This is a genomic window from Dialister sp. (assembly GCF_036343215.1).
Lineage (GTDB): Bacteria > Bacillota > Negativicutes > Veillonellales > Dialisteraceae > Dialister.
This window is the reverse complement of sequence record NZ_JAZASU010000003.1, coordinates 1-15,631: the sequence shown is the minus strand read 5'-3', so window position 1 is coordinate 15,631 and position 15,631 is coordinate 1. Positions and strand designations below refer to the sequence as shown.

Genomic DNA, 15,631 nt, shown 5'->3' with positions numbered 1-15,631 from the left:
GCTTTTTAGTGATCAGTTTTCAGTTCGCAGTTCTCGGTGAAGGTAAAATCATTTCTGGAAATATAAAAATGGCGCCTCTATGATTTTAAGGCGCCACCAACACTGATCACTTACCACTTATCACTTTTCACTATTTCTTACGCCGCTTCTCCCTGCACTCCGGGGTCGTCGATTTTTCCCTTCAGGTCATGATCGGTCATGGCGCATACACAGGAGTCGGACCAAACGTTTTCAGCGGTTTCGATCATATCGATAATCGTATAAATCGGAAGAATGACACCCATGATGCCAATGGGGGCCCCGATGCCGCTCATAAGGGACAAAGTCAGGAAATAGCAGCCCATGGGGACTCCCGCATTTCCTACAGCTGCCAGGACGGCCACGAAAAGCCAGGTGATCATGGTGGTCATGGATAGTTCAAATCCTGCGTTCTGCATAAGGAAAAGAGAGGTGACGAGAATAAATGCTGCGCACCCATTCATATTGATGGTCGTACAGATTGGAAGGACAAAGCGGGAGACGGAAGGATTGGCCTTCATATTGTGTTCGGCCGATGCCAGGGTGACCGGAAGAGTTCCGGCAGAGCTCTTGGTGAAAAGGGCTACGGCAATGGCCGGGGACATTTTGCGGAATACGTCCAGAGGATTCAGCCCGCGGAATACGAGGAAAATCGGAAGCACGATGAAGAACTGAATGCAGTTGCTGGCCATAATGACCAGGGTATATTTCCCCAAAGCCCCTACAATGACGCCTGCTTCAATCTGAGCGGAAAGCTGGGCAGAAAAGGCAAGGATCCCCACAGGGAGTACAAAGAGGAGGGCGCGAATCAGGGTGAAAAGGAGTTCCTGGAAGCCAAGGATTCCCTTCATGAGGACTTCCCTGTTTTCCGTCTTCGGCATAAAGGCAAGGCCGAGGCCGAAAGAAGCGGCAATCAGCATGACGGCCAGAACGTTTCCGGACAGGAAGGGCTGGAGGAGATTGTTCGGAATGACGGAAAGGATATGGTCATAATAGGAGAGATGACCCAGATTCTTTGGCACATTGGAAGCCCCGGCACCTACGATATCGGCCGGAAGATTTCCCGGAGCCACCCAGAGATACATGGCAAGGCCGATGGCTGCCGCACAGATGGTAGTCAAAAGTGTGTAAGTCACGGCATGAGCAAAAATGCGGCCCGTTTCTTTTTTAGCCCCGAGCTGGGCCAGAGTCGTAATGACAGCCAAAGCAATCGTCGGCACGGCGATGAACTGGAAAAGTCTCGTAAATACGGTAGCAATAAAAGTAAATAAATCATTCAGCGGTTTGATGCCGAGCCATCCCAGAACGGCACCAATGACCAGAGCCAGGATCCACAGCATGAACTGTCTCCCCTGCCGGCTCTTTTTGTTTGCGTCCATGGCCTTCTTTGCGGCTGCCTGGACTTCCCCATTTTCTTTCATGAAAACCTCCTGTCAGGAAATAGATTCACCGGGAGATTCTATTTCCAAAATAAAAAAATCCCGCCCCAACGGGACGAGAGACTCGTGATTCCACCCGGATTCGCAAAACCGTCGCCGGTCCTGCCTCCATAGTTTCTTTTGAAACTTTCTTCTGTATCGGGAAGTCCCGGGAAGGCATACTTCATTCCGCCTTCCATGCTCGGAAATGCACTTCAGCATCCCTGCCCGCTTTCACTCTCCGGGCTCGCTGATTTTTCGGGAGACCTACTCTCTTTCTTCATTGCATCAAGCTTAAATAATATAGCACGTTAACATTTCCCTGTCAAGCATACCCCCCCGGAACGGAAGACACCGGCAGGGCCTCCTTTCATTCCTTCCTCTTTGCAGATAACAATGGCGCCAATCTCAATCATAATTACCTTCGATAAATCCCTTTGTTTTTTATTCTTTCAAATCATACTTCCCCTTTCCTGTTTACAATCGATTACAAAATCAGTCTTGACAGTGCAAATTCATCATGCTATGATGAGGAAAATCTGAATGAGATGAAAGGAGACTTCTTCATGAGCTTTGAAGCATACGCAATTTGTTGCTGCTGTCCTATGGCTTGCTGCTGCTGCCATAGCTATTTTGCGTGTGCCTCTGAATCAAAGTCTCATGGAAGGCTTTGTAAGGAAATTCATCGGACGGTGTAAAGTCACCAGAAGAATTCCATCCCGGAAGCGCACGCTTCCGGGATTTTTTTATTCCGGAGGATATCTTGGACTTTGACTACATGATTCAGTATGCCCCCCTCTTTGTGGAGGCTGCAGGCATTACCCTTTATATAGGCCTTATGGGAATCGCCATATCTCTGGTGCTGGGCCTGGCCATGAGCATCATACGATACCATAAGATTCCCATACTCACGGAAATATGCGGCGCTTATATTGAACTTTCAAGAAATACGCCCCTCCTGGTCCAGCTTTTTTTCCTCTACTTCGGCCTCCCGAAGCTGGGAATCCACATTTCCGGAGAAGTTTGTGCCACCATCGGACTTGCCTTCCTGGGGACTTCCTACATGGCCGAAGCCTTCCGGAGCGGACTGGAATCGATTCCCTTCTCCCAGACGGAGTCGGCCGAAGCCCTGGGATTCACGAAAGTTCAGATCATGCGGTTCATCATCATCCCCCAGACCTTCACCGTATCCATCCCGCCCCTTTGCGCCAACGTGCTTTTCCTCATCAAGGAAACGTCGGTCTTCTCGGTGTGTGCCGTGCCGGACCTCATGTACGTCGCCAAGGATCTGATCGGACTTTATTACAAAACCGATGAAACCCTCTGGATGCTCGTCATTGCATACCTCATTATCCTGCTCCCCATCTCCATTGGGGCCAGCATTCTGGAAAGGAAGCTTCGCTATGGAAGATTTGGGAATTCGAGTGCTCTTTGATGGATCCAACGGTATCCGACTATTGGGAGGCCTGTGGATCACGGTGGAAGTATCTCTCCTGGCCGTGGCGGGATCTATCATTCTGGGCCTTTTTACAGGCCTCATCATGGCCATGAAAAACTGGCCGGCCCGCATTATTTCCAGAATTTATCTGGAATTCATCCGCGTCATGCCCCAGCTGGTCCTCCTCTTTATCGGTTACTTTGGCGTCACGAAAGCTCTGGGTATCGATATTTCAGGATTCAAAGTGGCCGTGGCAGTCTTCATCCTCTGGGGAGCTGCAGAAATGGGCGATCTCGTCCGCGGGGCATTGATTTCCATCCCGAAAAGCCAGTATGAAAGCGCCGAAGCCCTGGGCCTTTCCCGATGGCAGATGTACCGGTTCATCATTATTCCCCAGTCCCTGCGCCGCCTGATTCCGCCGGCCATCAACCTTTTCACCCGAATCATCAAGACCGCTTCCCTCATCGTCATGATCGGGGTAGTGGAAATGCTGAAAATCGGCCAGCAGATTATCGAGGCTAACCGTTATACCGTCCCCGATGCGCCCCTCTGGATTTACGGGACCATCTTCTTCCTTTATTTCATCGCCTGCTATCCCCTGTCGAAAGCGGCCCAGTATTTAGAAAAGAAATGGAATGAATAGTATGAGTAAATCTCTCCTTCATATCGAACATCTGAAAAAAGCCTTCGGCCCCCATGAAATACTGAAAGATATTTCCCTTGATGTCCATAAAAGTGAAGTCATCGTCATCATCGGCCCCTCGGGCTGCGGGAAATCCACCTTTCTCCGATGTATCAACGGCCTCGAACCCTTAAGCGGCGGCTCCGTCACCATGGATGGAAAAGTCATTTCCGATGGTCAGGTTTCCAGAAGTGAAATCTGCCAGAAAATTGGCATGGTTTTCCAAAGCTATGACCTTTTCAATCATCTGAACGTCATTGACAATATCACCCTTGCCCCCATCCAGGTGCAGCACAGGAATAAAGAAGAAGTCCTCCGGGCAGCAAGGAAAATGCTGGCCCGGGTAGGACTTTCAGACAAGGAAAAAGCCTGGCCAAGAGAACTCTCGGGCGGCCAGAAACAGAGAATCGCCATGATCCGTGCCCTCATCATGAAGCCCGAAATCATGATGTTTGACGAAGTCACCGCATCTCTGGACCCTGAAATGGTCCGGGAAGTCCTGGACGTCATCATAGAACTTGCCAGAGAAGGAATGACCATGCTCATCGTCACCCACGAAATGGCTTTTGCCAAAGCCGTGGCCGACAGGATCCTGTTTTTCGACCAGGGTTTCATCGAAGAAGAAGGAACCCCGGAAGAAATATTTGATCATCCACAGAAAGAAAGGACCAGGAAATTCCTGGACTCCTTCCGGTTTGACGATTTGAAGGAAGGTGAGAAATAGATGTCCGACCCCGATTGTCCCTGTTGCAATCCTGCCATTTCCGCTCCGGCAGTAAAACCCAGAAGCGGAAACTATTTCAAAGGCACCTCCTCTCCTTCCAAAGGAAATATAGAGCCCTGCCTGATTCATGAAAAGAGGTAAACCTATGTCACTACTGAAAAAAATCATTTATGCCATTTTAGCAGTCACTGCCGTATTCACTTTAGCCTTTACCGCAGGCTGCGGCAGCAAAAATCAGGAAGCCAAGCCCGCTTCCGGCGCATCTTCTGCCCAGAAAGGCAGCTTCCGCTCCCTGGATGAAATCAAAAAGAGCGGAAAACTCATTATCGGCGTATTCTCCGATAAAGCTCCCTTCGGCTATGTGGATAAAGAAGGCAAGTATCAGGGCTATGACGTATACTTCGCAGAACGCCTGGCCAAAGACCTGGGCGTAAAACCGGAATACGTATCTCTGGAACCGGCCAACCGCGTGGAATACGCAAAAACCGGTAAAGTGGATATCGTCCTCGCCAATTTCACCGTCACCAAAGAAAGAGCTGAACAGGTCGACTTTGCCCTGCCCTATATGAAAGTGGCCCTCGGTGTCGTATCTCCTGAAAAAGACAACATCACCTCTGTGGACCAGCTCAAAGGCAAGACCCTGATTGTCGCCAAAGGCACCACCGCTGAAACCTATTTCACAAAGAAACATCCGGAAGTGAAACTTCTGAAATTCGATCAGTACACCGAAACCTACAATGCCCTCCTCGACAAGAGAGGCGATGCCTTCTCCACCGATAATACGGAAGTCCTCGCATGGGCTATGCAGAACCCGGGCTTCAAAGTAGGCATCCCGTCCCTGGGTGACCTCGATACCATCGCTCCTGCCGTTCAGAAAGGAAATAAAGAACTCCTGAACTACATCAACGATGAAATCAAAAAACTGGGCAAAGAAAACTTCTTCCACAAAGACTATCAGGAAACCCTGGCTCCCGTATACGGCAGCGCAGTGGATCCGGAAAGCCTCGTCGTAGAAGGAGGAGAAGTGAAGAAATAAACTTCATCTGACTTCACAAAAACCGTCCCGAGAACCTCGGGACGGTTTTTTATGTTCTGAAAACTATATTGATAAAGTTATCAGTTCGCAGTTTGGATGGCCGCCCTTACACCGCAGAGACAGCCTTTTTATATAAAGTTTAACCATTTTCAATGAGAATTATGGTTAAAAATCGCCCGCCATTTAAATTGATGCGGGCCTCCTTCACCGATAACTATGAACTGATAACTTTTTTAATTCCCCACAGTTCAACATATGGTGTAATTATTGAACAGCTCCAGGCAGGTTGTTCTGCAGGTACGCGGCGGGATTGACAAAATTCCCATATAAAAATTCGTGCCGCCCAAGCGGCACACCTCCCCAAAAGTCCCGAGAATCCCGATACCCCCGACATTCCCGATTCAAAAGGTTTATTTCCATAAAGTCCGCCTTTTCCATCCCCGGTTCAGGACCTTGTAAGACAACGAAAAAAGCCAACCCGAATCTTCGGATTGGCTTTCTTTGTGGTGGGCGATAACAGGATCGAACTGCTGACATTCTGCTTGTAAGGCAGACGCTCTCCCAGCTGAGCTAATCGCCCATGGTGACCTGTGCGAGATTCGAACTCGCGAACCCGCCGTGAAAGGGCGGTGTCTTAACCACTTGACGAACAGGCCACTGGCTCCTGAAGCAGGGTTCGAACCTGCGACATCGTGATTAACAGTCACGCGCTCTACCGGCTGAGCTATTCAGGAATCTGTACGTGAGTACGTTGATTATAATAACAAATATTATGAGTCTATGCAACTGGTTTTTTATTAAAAATATATTAGCACACACCAATTAGAATCTTTCAGTTCTCAGAATGGCTGATGGAAAAAATTCAAATTACCATGAACAAACTGCGTATGGAAAGGCTCAGTCAACAGGCAGCAGGTATTGGATACTATCAAGCAACAGAAAGCCGCAAAAATGATCGGATTGATCAACTATACAAAGAAGAATATTCATGATATCAAGCCAAAGCCTATCCGGCACATGCGGGACAATCGGGCACCACCTTTCCTGGGATGGAAAGGTGTCTGCGAAGCAGACGGATAGGTTGTTCAATGGTACCAGTCGAAGGAGACTGAATTCTCATATAAACTTCGCCGCGAAAGCGGCGCACCTTCCCGCACCCCGCTCCCCGCATCCCGCACCCCGATTTTAAAAGTTTCATTGCCTTACATTTTCCTTTCGGTTTCAGCCTGAGACCGGAAAACGCAACGAAAAAGAGTCAACCCGGATCTCGGATTGACTCTATATGGTGGGCGATAACAGGATCGAACTGCTGACATTCTGCTTGTAAGGCAGACGCTCTCCCAGCTGAGCTAATCGCCCATATTTCTGACGCATTCTATTATGCCTTATTTACGAAAATTTTGCAAGTCCTTTCTTTAAACTTTTCATAACAAGCCCTGTAATTCAGGTATACCATTGAAAGACCCTCCTTATATTGGTACCCTATATCGTTCATAAAAGACAGGTATCAGTTTTCAGGGATCAGTTCCTGACGGCTCCCATCCGACCAGTATATCAATCCCCCCATTCCCCGGATGATTCAAAATAAAAAGCTGTGAAACCATCATGATTTCACAGCTTTTATTTTTCTAAAAAGTTTACCGGCAATAATCGTGATTCTGATTACTGCGAACTGATAACTGAGAACTTTTCCTGAAGCCGGTCGACTTGTATGGAATTTCAGTCATCTCATTCCATCGGCAAAGTCGATCCGCCAATCGGAATGACGTAGACACTGGCATCTTTTCCCATTTTGTCCAATGCCGCATCCACTGCAGTCTGGAGGTCATGGAAGGGAGTCATATTGGCTTTGGTTACCAGGGAATCCTCCATGTCGGTGACGAGGTAAATGTCACATTTCTTCTGTACCAGGGCGAGAGCTGCCGATTTGTGGCCGCCCAGTTCGAAATGTTCATGAATGGCTTTGATCCGGTCATCGGGGGTATCATAGTCCTGAATCCACCGACCGAATACGTCACTTCCGTACCCCTCCTTACAGGATGCGGCGACGACCATAATGCCTCCTTCTCTCACGGCATGTTTGGCATTATCGATGGATTTCTGGGCCTGGTATAGATTGATATCCTTCGGATAGCCGCCGGTAGAAACGATGACCACGTCTGCGGGCTTGTCAATTTTAATCTTATAAATGGAGTCCAGGAATTTGCAGGCTTCCCGATGGGCCAGGATTCTGTCTCCTGCAGCTGCAAAAGCGACCTGTTTATGGTCATCCAAAGCTACATTGACAATGAAATCGACGGGCAGGAAATCATAGACTTCTTCGATATCTTCCCGGACCGGATTGCCTTCCAGATTTCCTGCATAGGCGCCGGGACGGATCATATTCTTGTGATTCGACTGGATGGCTTCTCTGGAGGAAACGCCGGGCATGATGGCTTTCATGCCGCCGGAATAGCCTGCAAAGTAATGGTATTCCACATTGCCCGTGAGGATGATTCTGTCCGCTTCGGCTACCGGTTTGAAGATATCCACGGAAGTCCCGTTCTTGCAGGTTCCCATGTGTTCACAGTTATCCGGATCGCTGTCGATGCATTTTACCCGGGAATAAACTTCTTCCCCGGCCAGACGCTTCTTTTCCTCTTCCGTCTGGCTGCGATGGGAACCGAGACCGAAAACCACTGTTACATCTTCATCTTTCACTCCAGCCTTTCCCAATTCTTCCAGCACGCAGGGAAGAATGACCCAGGAAGGGGAAGGACGGGTCACGTCCGATGCCACGATGACAATTTTTTCTCCCGGTTTCACGATTTCACAAAGCCTCGGAGTATCGATGGGGTTTGCCAGGGCCCGGCGCACTTCTGCTGCCTCAGACTCCACTTTCGGGCATTCCTTCGGGTTCAGTTCGATGGGATGATGACAGTCATCCACATGAAAGGGAACATAATCTTTGAAATACTTGACCTTGAATTCCATCTGATTTCATCCTTTCTTTAAAAAATGAATTTCTACGATTCCGTTATCCTAATTATACAATACCCATCCAAAAAATGCCCCCGGGACATTTGAAAGTGAATGAATGGTGAAGGAAATATATTGACAAATCGCCGGGATTAAAAGTTATCAGTTATCAGTTCGCAGTTGTCAGTGAAGGAGGGTCCGCATCCAAAGGGAAGCGGACCTTTTTGTAATGTCTGAAATACCAATAATAAAATGGCCTGCTTTCAAATGTCGCAGGCCACCTTCACTGATCACTGAGAACTATGAACTGATAACTTTTTACCTTCCGTATTGGAAAAGAATTGCCAGAAAGTCGTGCGAAATCACACTTTCTCCGCCAGTTCCATGATGAGGTCCCGGCTCTTTGGCCAGCCCAGGCAGGGATCGGTGATGGATTTGCCATAGACCCCTTCCCCGATTTTCTGGTTACCGTCTTCGATGTAGCTTTCAATCATGAGACCTTTCACGATATGACGGATGTCCTTCGAATAATTCCTGCTGGCCATGATATCCATGGCAATGCGGATCTGTTCCAGATATTTCTTCCCTGAATTGTTATGATTGCAGTCCACCACGATGGCCGGATTCTTCACATTTCTTTCAGCACACATTTCCGCTACCTTCCGGATGCTCTCATAATGGTAATTCGGCATGGACGTCCCGAAATGGTTCACATAGCCCCTGAGAATGGCATGGGCATAAGGATTGCCCGTCGTGTGAACTTCCCAGCCATGGAAGAGGAAATCCTGCTCGCTCTGGGCGGCTTCGATGGAATTCATCATGACTGAAAGGTCCCCGGAAGTCGGATTCTTCATGCCTACCGGAATGCCTGCCCCGCTGGCAATCATACGATGGAGCTGGTCTTCCACAGATCGGGCACCGATAGCCCCATAGGAAAGAAGATCCGAAAGATAGCGGTGATTTTCCGGATACAGAATTTCTTCAGCACAGGTAAAGCCGGTTTCCTCAATCACATGAACATGCATGCGGCGGATGGCCTTGATTCCCTCCATCATATTTTCCTTTCCCTCCGGATCCGGCTGATGGAGCATACCCTTATAGCCTTTACCGATGGTTCTCGGTTTATTCGTATACACCCGGGGTACGATAAAAATCTTGTCTTTTACCGCTTCTGCCACCTGGGCAAGTCGGGTACAGTAATCAAGGACTGCCGGTTCATTATCTGCCGAACAGGGCCCGATAATGAGGAGGAGTCGGTCATCCTTTCCTGTCATAATATCTACAATCTGCTGATCCCTTTCCGCCTTCAGCTTCTGAAATTCCGGCTTCAACGGAATCTCATGCTTCACTTCGATTGGTTCCGGCAGTTTCCGGATAAACTTCATCTGTTCCATTTTTTACACCTTTCCTGGTTCAAAGAGGAGGAAACATCCCCGCTCATTACATACTATCAATTTTTGCCGCCAGCGGCGCACCTTCACGAAAAACGAACAACGAATCACGAAGAACGAAGAACGAAAATCGCCAGTGACTCAAACCCCTATTTCTCGTCAATTCTCTCAATCTTAAACACATTAATTGTCTCTACGTCCGGGCAGCAGAAGAGGGCCGTTCCCTTTTCCTGCCCCGGCTGGGGAATATCACCGCCGTAGCGAAGGATATCTATATAGGGAAATGCCACATGCATGGCCATGGGGCAGAGCCTGCCCCTTTCCGTATCAAAATCCCAGGAATCCCCGGGGCGATGGCCCCGATGGCAGGGACAGGGGCCTTTCCTGTCCACACAGGTAATCCGTATCTTTGGTCTTCTCGGCATCAGTCCAGTACCTCCAGGCAGTTTTCCACAGGAATTCCCTTGAAATTATCTTTCACATCCTGACTCATGACAATCATTTTCCGCACAGCAATCATGGCTTTATCCACGGAATCCATCATGGATATACCATTCATCACACTGCCCATGAAAATGGCAGAAAATATATCTCCCGTTCCCGGGAAGCGGACAGGAATAAGATCAAAAGTGCGGAGGAAAAATTCTCTCTGCACCGTATCATAGCCTGCTACCGCATCTTTGCCATCTACTTTTGCCGAAGTAATAGCGACTGAACCATTGCTCATCATGTACAACTTTCCAAGAATCCTCTTCATATCCATCCAGCCGATTCCCCCGGCATGGTAAGGAGTGTTTGTCAAGAGACAGGCTTCCGTATAATTGGGTACCATATAATCCGCATTGGAAATGAGTTTCTTCATGCCCTCCACAGTCCGAAAAGTCAGTCCATTATAAAGATGACCTTCATCTCCCATGATGGGATCCACGAAAATCTTCGTTCCTTTCTCTCTTTCTTTCCGGCAGTAATTGGCAATCATGGCTGCCTGCAGGGGAGAAGTAATGAAACCGGTGGCAATGCCATCAAAAGAAAAACCCAGCGCTTTCCATACACCGATGGTATTTCTCATATAATTGGTCGTATCCAGTATTTCAAAACGTCCGTAATCCAGGGTATTCGACACCAGGGCCGTAGGAAGATTGAAAATCTCATGGCCCATATGCGTCAAAACCGGCATCATGGCCGAAAGAGCCACCTTACCATAACCCGGGAGATCATTAATCAGAAGAAGCTTCCTGCCCATACTATCCCTCTTTCAAAATTATGTTATTTTATTGTATCATACTTATGGAAATATTTTGTAAATAGTTCGCAGTAAAAAACGAAAGGAATCCACATGAACGTCCTTATTCGTGACGATTTCGATTTAATTAAAATCATAAACAGCGGTCAGTGCTTCCGGGCTGTGGAAATAAACCCGGGGAAGTTCCGCTTTATTTCCGGCCGCCATGTACTTTATATTTCCCATGTCAAAGGGATGCATTATCATGTATCCAGCTCAAAATACGTCTGGAATCATGTATGGAAACCTTATTTCGACTTATCCTTTAACTACGCTGCCCTTAGAAATAGAATTCCTGCAGAAGATGCTTTCCTCACAAAAGCCGCCGACTACAGCAAAGGCATACGGATTCTTAATCAGGATCCCTGGGAAATGCTCATCACCTTCATCATTTCCCAGCGTAAATCCATTCCCGCCATCCGGACATCCGTAGAAAAACTCGCTCAAAAAGCAGGTCAAAAAATGGAGACCCCCTATGAAAGTCTCTACACCTTCCCCACACCGGAAGAACTCTGTACCTTATCTTTAAATGACCTTAAAGAATGCTCTCTTGGATACCGGGCACCTTATATTTATGAAACTGCCCATATGATTAAAAAGCAGGCTCATCTGTTGAAAGACATGAAAAAACTCCCTGATGAAGAGATTCTGGAAAAGCTCATGGAATTCCCCGGCGTAGGCATTAAAGTAGCAGGCTGCAGTGCCCTCTTTGGATATCACCGGACAGCGCTTGCCCCTGTCGATGTATGGATTCAAAGGGTCATCGATACCTGCTACGAAGGAAATAATCCATTCCCTGCCTATGGAAAAGAGGCCGGTATTATTCAGCAGTACCTCTTCTTTTTCGCCCAGACGACGAAACTGCGGTTGTGACATTACTTTTCAGCACCCTTAAGAAGCAGTGATAAAAACAACCGTATTTTAAGGATATCAGTTCTCAGAAAAATGGTCCGCATTTAAAATCAGAAGCGGAATATATGATGGATTTTTATCTGATTCCAATAGCAATAAAGAGAATGATAAAAATGGGCACCCTGTATTCAGGTGCCCACCTGCACCGATCATCGCGAACTGATAACTTTTTAAAAACAGTCATTCAGTACAGTCATTCAGTCGCATGATTACATCAGCTCTTTTACAATTTCACCCCGGCCTTTTTCAGTGCCTTGAAAGTATAATCCAGGATATTATACAGCGTCTCACTGTCCTCGGCAGTGAGCTTTTTGTCGTCCAGCTGTTTTAAATCCTTATAATAATAGCCCAGTTTGCTGCCAAGATTTTCCAGCAGCTCCTGATCTTCTCCATTCTCCATAACCGGCGATATTTCCGGGACAGAATTCTTTGCTGTCTGGAGCTCGGCTTCCAGCTGGAAAATTTTTTCCTGCAGTCTTCCGTTTTCATCCTGCAGCGCTTCCACAGTAAGATTCAGCCCCTCATTATTATCCCGTTCCTGAGACAGGTTCACCTGCAGAGCTTCTACCGTTCCTTTCAATACTTCAATGGTCTGCTTTGCTGCCTTTAAGCCTTCTTCCGTAAGAATCATATCATTCATTTTATCACTCCTTTAAGTCGAACAGTTACTTTTCTATATTTTAACACAGCCGGGATGAAAATTTGTAAATTGTCCATAAAAAGACGCCCCGGAAGAGGCGCCATAGAATGATTTCAATTCATAAGGAAAAGCACCCTCAATCGTCAATTACTTCTCTCCCTACATGGGGCGCAAGAATCTTCTTCTTTGCATATTCAAAAAGTACTTCTGAGCCTTCTGCCGTATGTTCATTCCGTTTCAATATCTGGTGAAGATGGACTTCATGCTCTTTCCATGCCTTTCCTCTGGTATAGTCATTGAGCATCATGGGCTGGATATTATCCATAGTATGGGCAAAACGGGCTTCCGGTGTATCGGCCCTTTCAAATTCATCCCATAGCGCCCTGAGTTTCTTCCCTTCTTCCGGAATCATACCAAAAAGCTTATCCGCAGATTGTGACTCCTTATTATGCTGGTCTTCCCTGGAAACTCCTGCATAAGCATAGGTATCGCCGGCATATATTTCCACCAGATCATGAATGAGAAGCATGGAAATCGTCTTCAGCACATCAATTTTTTCATTGCTGTATGAAGCAAGGAGCAATGTCATCACCGCCATATGCCAGGCATGTTCCGCATCATTTTCATAGCGCACGGCGCCGGTAAGATAAGTCTGTCTCGTAATGAGCTTTTCTTTGTCTATTTCACGGAAAAAATCGAATAAATCATCCAGTTTCTTTTCTACTTTTTTATCCATAATTTTCCTCTTTATTGGTATACAAAAGAATATCTACAAACTATTCTCATTTCATTATAAAAGAGCTGTCAAAAAATAGCTGGTCTGACTTTTACTTTTTCCATAATTCCATTTATAATTTGGGAAATAGAAAGGTAAAACTAATGAGAAATCAGACATTCTTAAAGAAGGCAGCTTTCTTCTGCCTCCTCTATGCCCTCTTTCTGGGCTGCAGTTACTTATACATGGACCGGCTGGCAGGATTTCCTGCCCCGGACACGGACTATTTTACACTGGAAATAACTGCCCTCCTTATTTCCTGCTGCTTTGTCGTGCTTGGGAAAAAGTATTTCTCCATTCTGGTCCTGCCCCTCTTCCTGCTGCTGGGTTCTCTCTGCATCTTTCCCCTGTCCGGGAAACCCCTTCATTTCCTGTCTTTCATGCCTTTTACGGGCTTTTCTGCCGGCCTCTGGGGGCTCTGGGCAGGAATACTGTACCTGCTTTCAAAAACAGGTCCGAAGAAATACCTTTTATTTCTCCCGATTCTTTCATTTCCCCTGGTTCCCCTTGTCTTATGGTCCTACTATTTTATCCATGACAGCTGGCCCATTTACACCGCTCTCCTTGCCATCTTCCAGACAAACGGAAGGGAAGCGCTGGAATATGGTCTGTCCCATTTCTCCATCGCTTCCGTCCTGCTTCTAGTTTTCATCTGTTTCTATGCAGGATTTACCGCTGAAAAACTGGCAATATCCCAGGAAAACGCCGGTTTAAAAACCTTCAGGATTCTTCTTTCATTGATTTTCCTCTCCAGCTTTTATCTCCTGTATGTTTCAAGAGACAATCTGCTCACGGACATTTATTTACAGGCCCGGGACTATCAGCTGACTTATACCAGATTTCAGGAAGAAATGGAAAACCGTTCAAGACAGATTGCGGAAGTACTGAATGCCGAATCCTCTGCTCCTGAAGGCCTCTATGTGCTGGTCATCGGGGAATCAGAAAACCGGAAGCACATGAGCGTTTATGGCTATAACCGGCCTACCACACCCTTTTTAGAAAAAGCAGCAAAAGACCCCCATTTCATCCTATATTCCGGGGCCTATTCCTGCCACGTCCAGACAGTCCAGGTCCTGAGTTATGCGCTGACTGCGAAGAACCAGTACAATGAAATTTCACTGGAAAAAGCCCCATCCATTATCGAATGCGCCAAAGCAGCAGGATATCGGACCATCTGGCTCAGCAACCAGGAAAAATATTCCATCTATGACACCCCCACATCAGTCACTGCCTCCGAAGCAGATCAGGAAATATGGCTCAACCACAATATGGGAACAGACCTTAAAACAGAAGTCTATGATGGAGAAATTGTCAATCATATAAGGGACCTGAAAATTTCCTCACCCGCTCTTCTTATTATCCATCTCATGGGCAGCCACCGTGCCTACTGGGAAAGATACCCGAAAAACCATGCGGTATTCCACGGTGACAACTGGCTTACCGACACCTATGACAATTCCATTCTCTATACGGACAAAGTACTGTCCGATATTTATGAAACAGTGAAAATCATACCTCATTTTCAGTCCATGATTTATTTCTCCGATCACAGTGAAGGCATCGACGAAGGCCTGGACCATAATGCCTCCATCTTTACATGGGACATGACATACATTCCCTTATATATGGCATTTTCAGATGAATACATGAAAAACAGCCCGGATAAAATGATTGCACTTCAGAATCATAAAAATCATATCTTCACAAATGATCTCATCTTCAACCTGATGCTGGGACTTATGGAAATAAAACTCTCCGGTTATGACGAACCATCCAATGACCTGACCAGGCCGGATTATGATAATAACCCATCCCGATTCAGGACCCTCTTTGGAGAAAAAGTAATCACAGAAAAATAAGAGCCTTCACACTTTACCATTGATTCCGGCAGCCTGTCCCCGTCCGCTTCCGGGCATTTGCGATAAACCGGTATATTGCCTTTTTCTCAATCCAAAATAACTACTTATCCTGCGCCCAAACGAGCATTTCGACCCCGCCTGTGCATATTCCCCGTAAAAAATTCGTCGACCCTCAGGCCGACATCTTCACGAACCACTTTGAATCACGCAAAACGAAATTGTCTCTATCCAAAGCCACACAATGTAAACCATCGAAAAGTGCTTTTCAACCCCGCCTGTGCACATCCCCCATAAAAAATTCGTCGGTCCTCAGACCGACACCTTCACGAACCACGAATCACGAACCACGAAATCTCGAAAATGCCTATAATGGGGCTCGCCGAGATGAGGCTGACTCACGAATACCGTATGTTTCTCAATCCCAGGTAACTACTAAACCCACACCACCCATCAGCATGCTAATTGATGCACTAAAAAATCCCATCTCTTACGAGATGG

15 protein-coding genes and 4 tRNA genes are annotated in these 15,631 nt (G+C 47.0%); 8 read left to right on the top strand and 11 right to left on the bottom strand.

Annotation, left to right across the window (positions count from 1 at the left end):
* Nucleotides 1-137: 137 nt before the first annotated feature.
* Nucleotides 138-1,397, bottom strand: a complete 1,260-nt coding sequence (locus VZT47_RS02020; RefSeq protein ID WP_330223388.1) for a dicarboxylate/amino acid:cation symporter — start codon at nt 1,395-1,397, stop codon at nt 138-140.
* Between the two features lie 802 nt (nt 1,398-2,199).
* On the opposite strand from VZT47_RS02020, the gene VZT47_RS02015 reads away from it, so the two are divergent.
* The 5 genes from VZT47_RS02015 to VZT47_RS01995 are packed head-to-tail and all read left to right on the top strand — an operon-like array spanning nt 2,200 to nt 5,316.
* The gene (locus VZT47_RS02015) at nt 2,200-2,871 is read left to right on the top strand and encodes an amino acid ABC transporter permease (protein WP_330223314.1); all 672 of its coding nucleotides are present in this window, start codon (nt 2,200-2,202) and stop codon (nt 2,869-2,871) included.
* Nucleotides 2,840-3,517: an amino acid ABC transporter permease gene (locus VZT47_RS02010; protein WP_330223313.1), complete on the top strand. Its 678-nt coding sequence runs from the start codon at nt 2,840-2,842 to the stop codon at nt 3,515-3,517. The genes VZT47_RS02015 and VZT47_RS02010 overlap by 32 nt, the downstream gene beginning before the upstream one ends.
* Before the next feature lies 1 nt (nt 3,518).
* Nucleotides 3,519-4,280 (top strand): amino acid ABC transporter ATP-binding protein, encoded by a 762-nt coding sequence (locus tag VZT47_RS02005; protein ID WP_330223312.1) that lies wholly within the window; start codon nt 3,519-3,521, stop codon nt 4,278-4,280.
* Nucleotides 4,281-4,421, top strand: a complete 141-nt coding sequence (locus tag VZT47_RS02000) for a hypothetical protein (protein WP_330223311.1) — start codon at nt 4,281-4,283, stop codon at nt 4,419-4,421.
* Between the two features lie 4 nt (nt 4,422-4,425).
* Nucleotides 4,426-5,316 (top strand): cysteine ABC transporter substrate-binding protein, encoded by an 891-nt coding sequence (locus tag VZT47_RS01995; protein ID WP_330223310.1) that lies wholly within the window; start codon nt 4,426-4,428, stop codon nt 5,314-5,316.
* Nucleotides 5,317-5,820: 504 nt separating this feature from the next.
* Here VZT47_RS01995 and VZT47_RS01990 read toward each other — a convergent pair.
* From VZT47_RS01990 to VZT47_RS01980, 3 genes are all read right to left on the bottom strand, one after another.
* Nucleotides 5,821-5,896: transfer RNA gene (locus VZT47_RS01990), tRNA-Val, on the bottom strand.
* Nucleotide 5,897: 1 nt separating this feature from the next.
* Nucleotides 5,898-5,972: transfer RNA gene (locus VZT47_RS01985), tRNA-Glu, on the bottom strand.
* A 2-nt stretch (nt 5,973-5,974) separates the two neighbouring features.
* Nucleotides 5,975-6,050: transfer RNA gene (locus VZT47_RS01980), tRNA-Asn, on the bottom strand.
* A gap of 117 nt (nt 6,051-6,167) precedes the next feature.
* Here VZT47_RS01980 and VZT47_RS01975 point away from each other — a divergent pair.
* The gene (locus VZT47_RS01975) at nt 6,168-6,308 is read left to right on the top strand and encodes a hypothetical protein (protein WP_330223309.1); all 141 of its coding nucleotides are present in this window, start codon (nt 6,168-6,170) and stop codon (nt 6,306-6,308) included.
* Nucleotides 6,309-6,599: 291 nt separating this feature from the next.
* Here VZT47_RS01975 and VZT47_RS01970 read toward each other — a convergent pair.
* The 5 genes from VZT47_RS01970 to VZT47_RS01950 all read right to left on the bottom strand — a co-directional run bounded on the left by VZT47_RS01970 (nt 6,600) and on the right by VZT47_RS01950 (nt 10,908).
* Nucleotides 6,600-6,675, bottom strand: a tRNA-Val gene (locus VZT47_RS01970).
* Nucleotides 6,676-7,044: 369 nt separating this feature from the next.
* Complete coding sequence (larA, locus tag VZT47_RS01965; protein WP_330223308.1) at nt 7,045-8,289, bottom strand: nickel-dependent lactate racemase; 1,245 nt, start codon at nt 8,287-8,289, stop codon at nt 7,045-7,047.
* A gap of 347 nt (nt 8,290-8,636) precedes the next feature.
* Nucleotides 8,637-9,668, bottom strand: a complete 1,032-nt coding sequence (locus tag VZT47_RS01960; RefSeq protein WP_330223307.1) for a 3-deoxy-7-phosphoheptulonate synthase — start codon at nt 9,666-9,668, stop codon at nt 8,637-8,639.
* 146 nt (nt 9,669-9,814) lie between these two features.
* Nucleotides 9,815-10,090, bottom strand: coding sequence for a TIGR04076 family protein (locus VZT47_RS01955; RefSeq protein WP_330223306.1), 276 nt, complete (start codon nt 10,088-10,090; stop codon nt 9,815-9,817).
* Nucleotides 10,090-10,908, bottom strand: coding sequence for a bifunctional hydroxymethylpyrimidine kinase/phosphomethylpyrimidine kinase (locus VZT47_RS01950; protein WP_330223305.1), 819 nt, complete (start codon nt 10,906-10,908; stop codon nt 10,090-10,092). Before VZT47_RS01950 ends, VZT47_RS01955 begins: the two co-directional genes overlap by 1 nt.
* A gap of 93 nt (nt 10,909-11,001) precedes the next feature.
* Between VZT47_RS01950 and VZT47_RS01945 the strand changes: the two genes are divergently transcribed.
* Nucleotides 11,002-11,820, top strand: coding sequence for a DNA-3-methyladenine glycosylase family protein (locus tag VZT47_RS01945; RefSeq protein ID WP_330223304.1), 819 nt, complete (start codon nt 11,002-11,004; stop codon nt 11,818-11,820).
* Nucleotides 11,821-12,082: 262 nt separating this feature from the next.
* On the opposite strand, the gene VZT47_RS01940 is transcribed toward VZT47_RS01945, so the two are convergent.
* Both VZT47_RS01940 and VZT47_RS01935 read right to left on the bottom strand, forming a co-directional pair.
* Nucleotides 12,083-12,499, bottom strand: a complete 417-nt coding sequence (locus tag VZT47_RS01940; RefSeq protein ID WP_330223303.1) for a hypothetical protein — start codon at nt 12,497-12,499, stop codon at nt 12,083-12,085.
* A gap of 136 nt (nt 12,500-12,635) precedes the next feature.
* Nucleotides 12,636-13,235: an HD domain-containing protein gene (locus VZT47_RS01935; RefSeq protein ID WP_330223302.1), complete on the bottom strand. Its 600-nt coding sequence runs from the start codon at nt 13,233-13,235 to the stop codon at nt 12,636-12,638.
* A 143-nt stretch (nt 13,236-13,378) separates the two neighbouring features.
* Between VZT47_RS01935 and VZT47_RS01930 the strand changes: the two genes are divergently transcribed.
* Nucleotides 13,379-15,133: a phosphoethanolamine transferase gene (locus tag VZT47_RS01930; protein WP_330223301.1), complete on the top strand. Its 1,755-nt coding sequence runs from the start codon at nt 13,379-13,381 to the stop codon at nt 15,131-15,133.
* Nucleotides 15,134-15,631: the final 498 nt, after the last annotated feature.

Bases quoted from the DNA above. Each gene is read 5' to 3' on its own strand.
- VZT47_RS01955 (WP_330223306.1), bottom strand. From the start codon at position 10,090: ATGCCGAGAAGACCAAAGATACGGATTACCTGTGTGGACAGGAAAGGC.
- VZT47_RS01935 (WP_330223302.1), bottom strand. From the start codon at position 13,235: ATGGATAAAAAAGTAGAAAAGAAACTGGATGATTTATTCGATTTTTTC.
- VZT47_RS01950 (WP_330223305.1), bottom strand. From the start codon at position 10,908: ATGGGCAGGAAGCTTCTTCTGATTAATGATCTCCCGGGTTATGGTAAG.
- VZT47_RS02000 (WP_330223311.1), top strand. From the start codon at position 4,281: ATGTCCGACCCCGATTGTCCCTGTTGCAATCCTGCCATTTCCGCTCCG.
- VZT47_RS02020 (WP_330223388.1), bottom strand. From the start codon at position 1,397: ATGGACGCAAACAAAAAGAGCCGGCAGGGGAGACAGTTCATGCTGTGG.
- VZT47_RS01960 (WP_330223307.1), bottom strand. From the start codon at position 9,668: ATGGAACAGATGAAGTTTATCCGGAAACTGCCGGAACCAATCGAAGTG.
- VZT47_RS01995 (WP_330223310.1), top strand. From the start codon at position 4,426: ATGTCACTACTGAAAAAAATCATTTATGCCATTTTAGCAGTCACTGCC.
- VZT47_RS02005 (WP_330223312.1), top strand. From the start codon at position 3,519: ATGAGTAAATCTCTCCTTCATATCGAACATCTGAAAAAAGCCTTCGGC.
- VZT47_RS02010 (WP_330223313.1), top strand. From the start codon at position 2,840: ATGGAAGATTTGGGAATTCGAGTGCTCTTTGATGGATCCAACGGTATC.
- VZT47_RS01945 (WP_330223304.1), top strand. From the start codon at position 11,002: ATGAACGTCCTTATTCGTGACGATTTCGATTTAATTAAAATCATAAAC.
- VZT47_RS01940 (WP_330223303.1), bottom strand. From the start codon at position 12,499: ATGAATGATATGATTCTTACGGAAGAAGGCTTAAAGGCAGCAAAGCAG.
- larA (WP_330223308.1), bottom strand. From the start codon at position 8,289: ATGGAATTCAAGGTCAAGTATTTCAAAGATTATGTTCCCTTTCATGTG.
- VZT47_RS01930 (WP_330223301.1), top strand. From the start codon at position 13,379: ATGAGAAATCAGACATTCTTAAAGAAGGCAGCTTTCTTCTGCCTCCTC.
- VZT47_RS01975 (WP_330223309.1), top strand. From the start codon at position 6,168: ATGGAAAAAATTCAAATTACCATGAACAAACTGCGTATGGAAAGGCTC.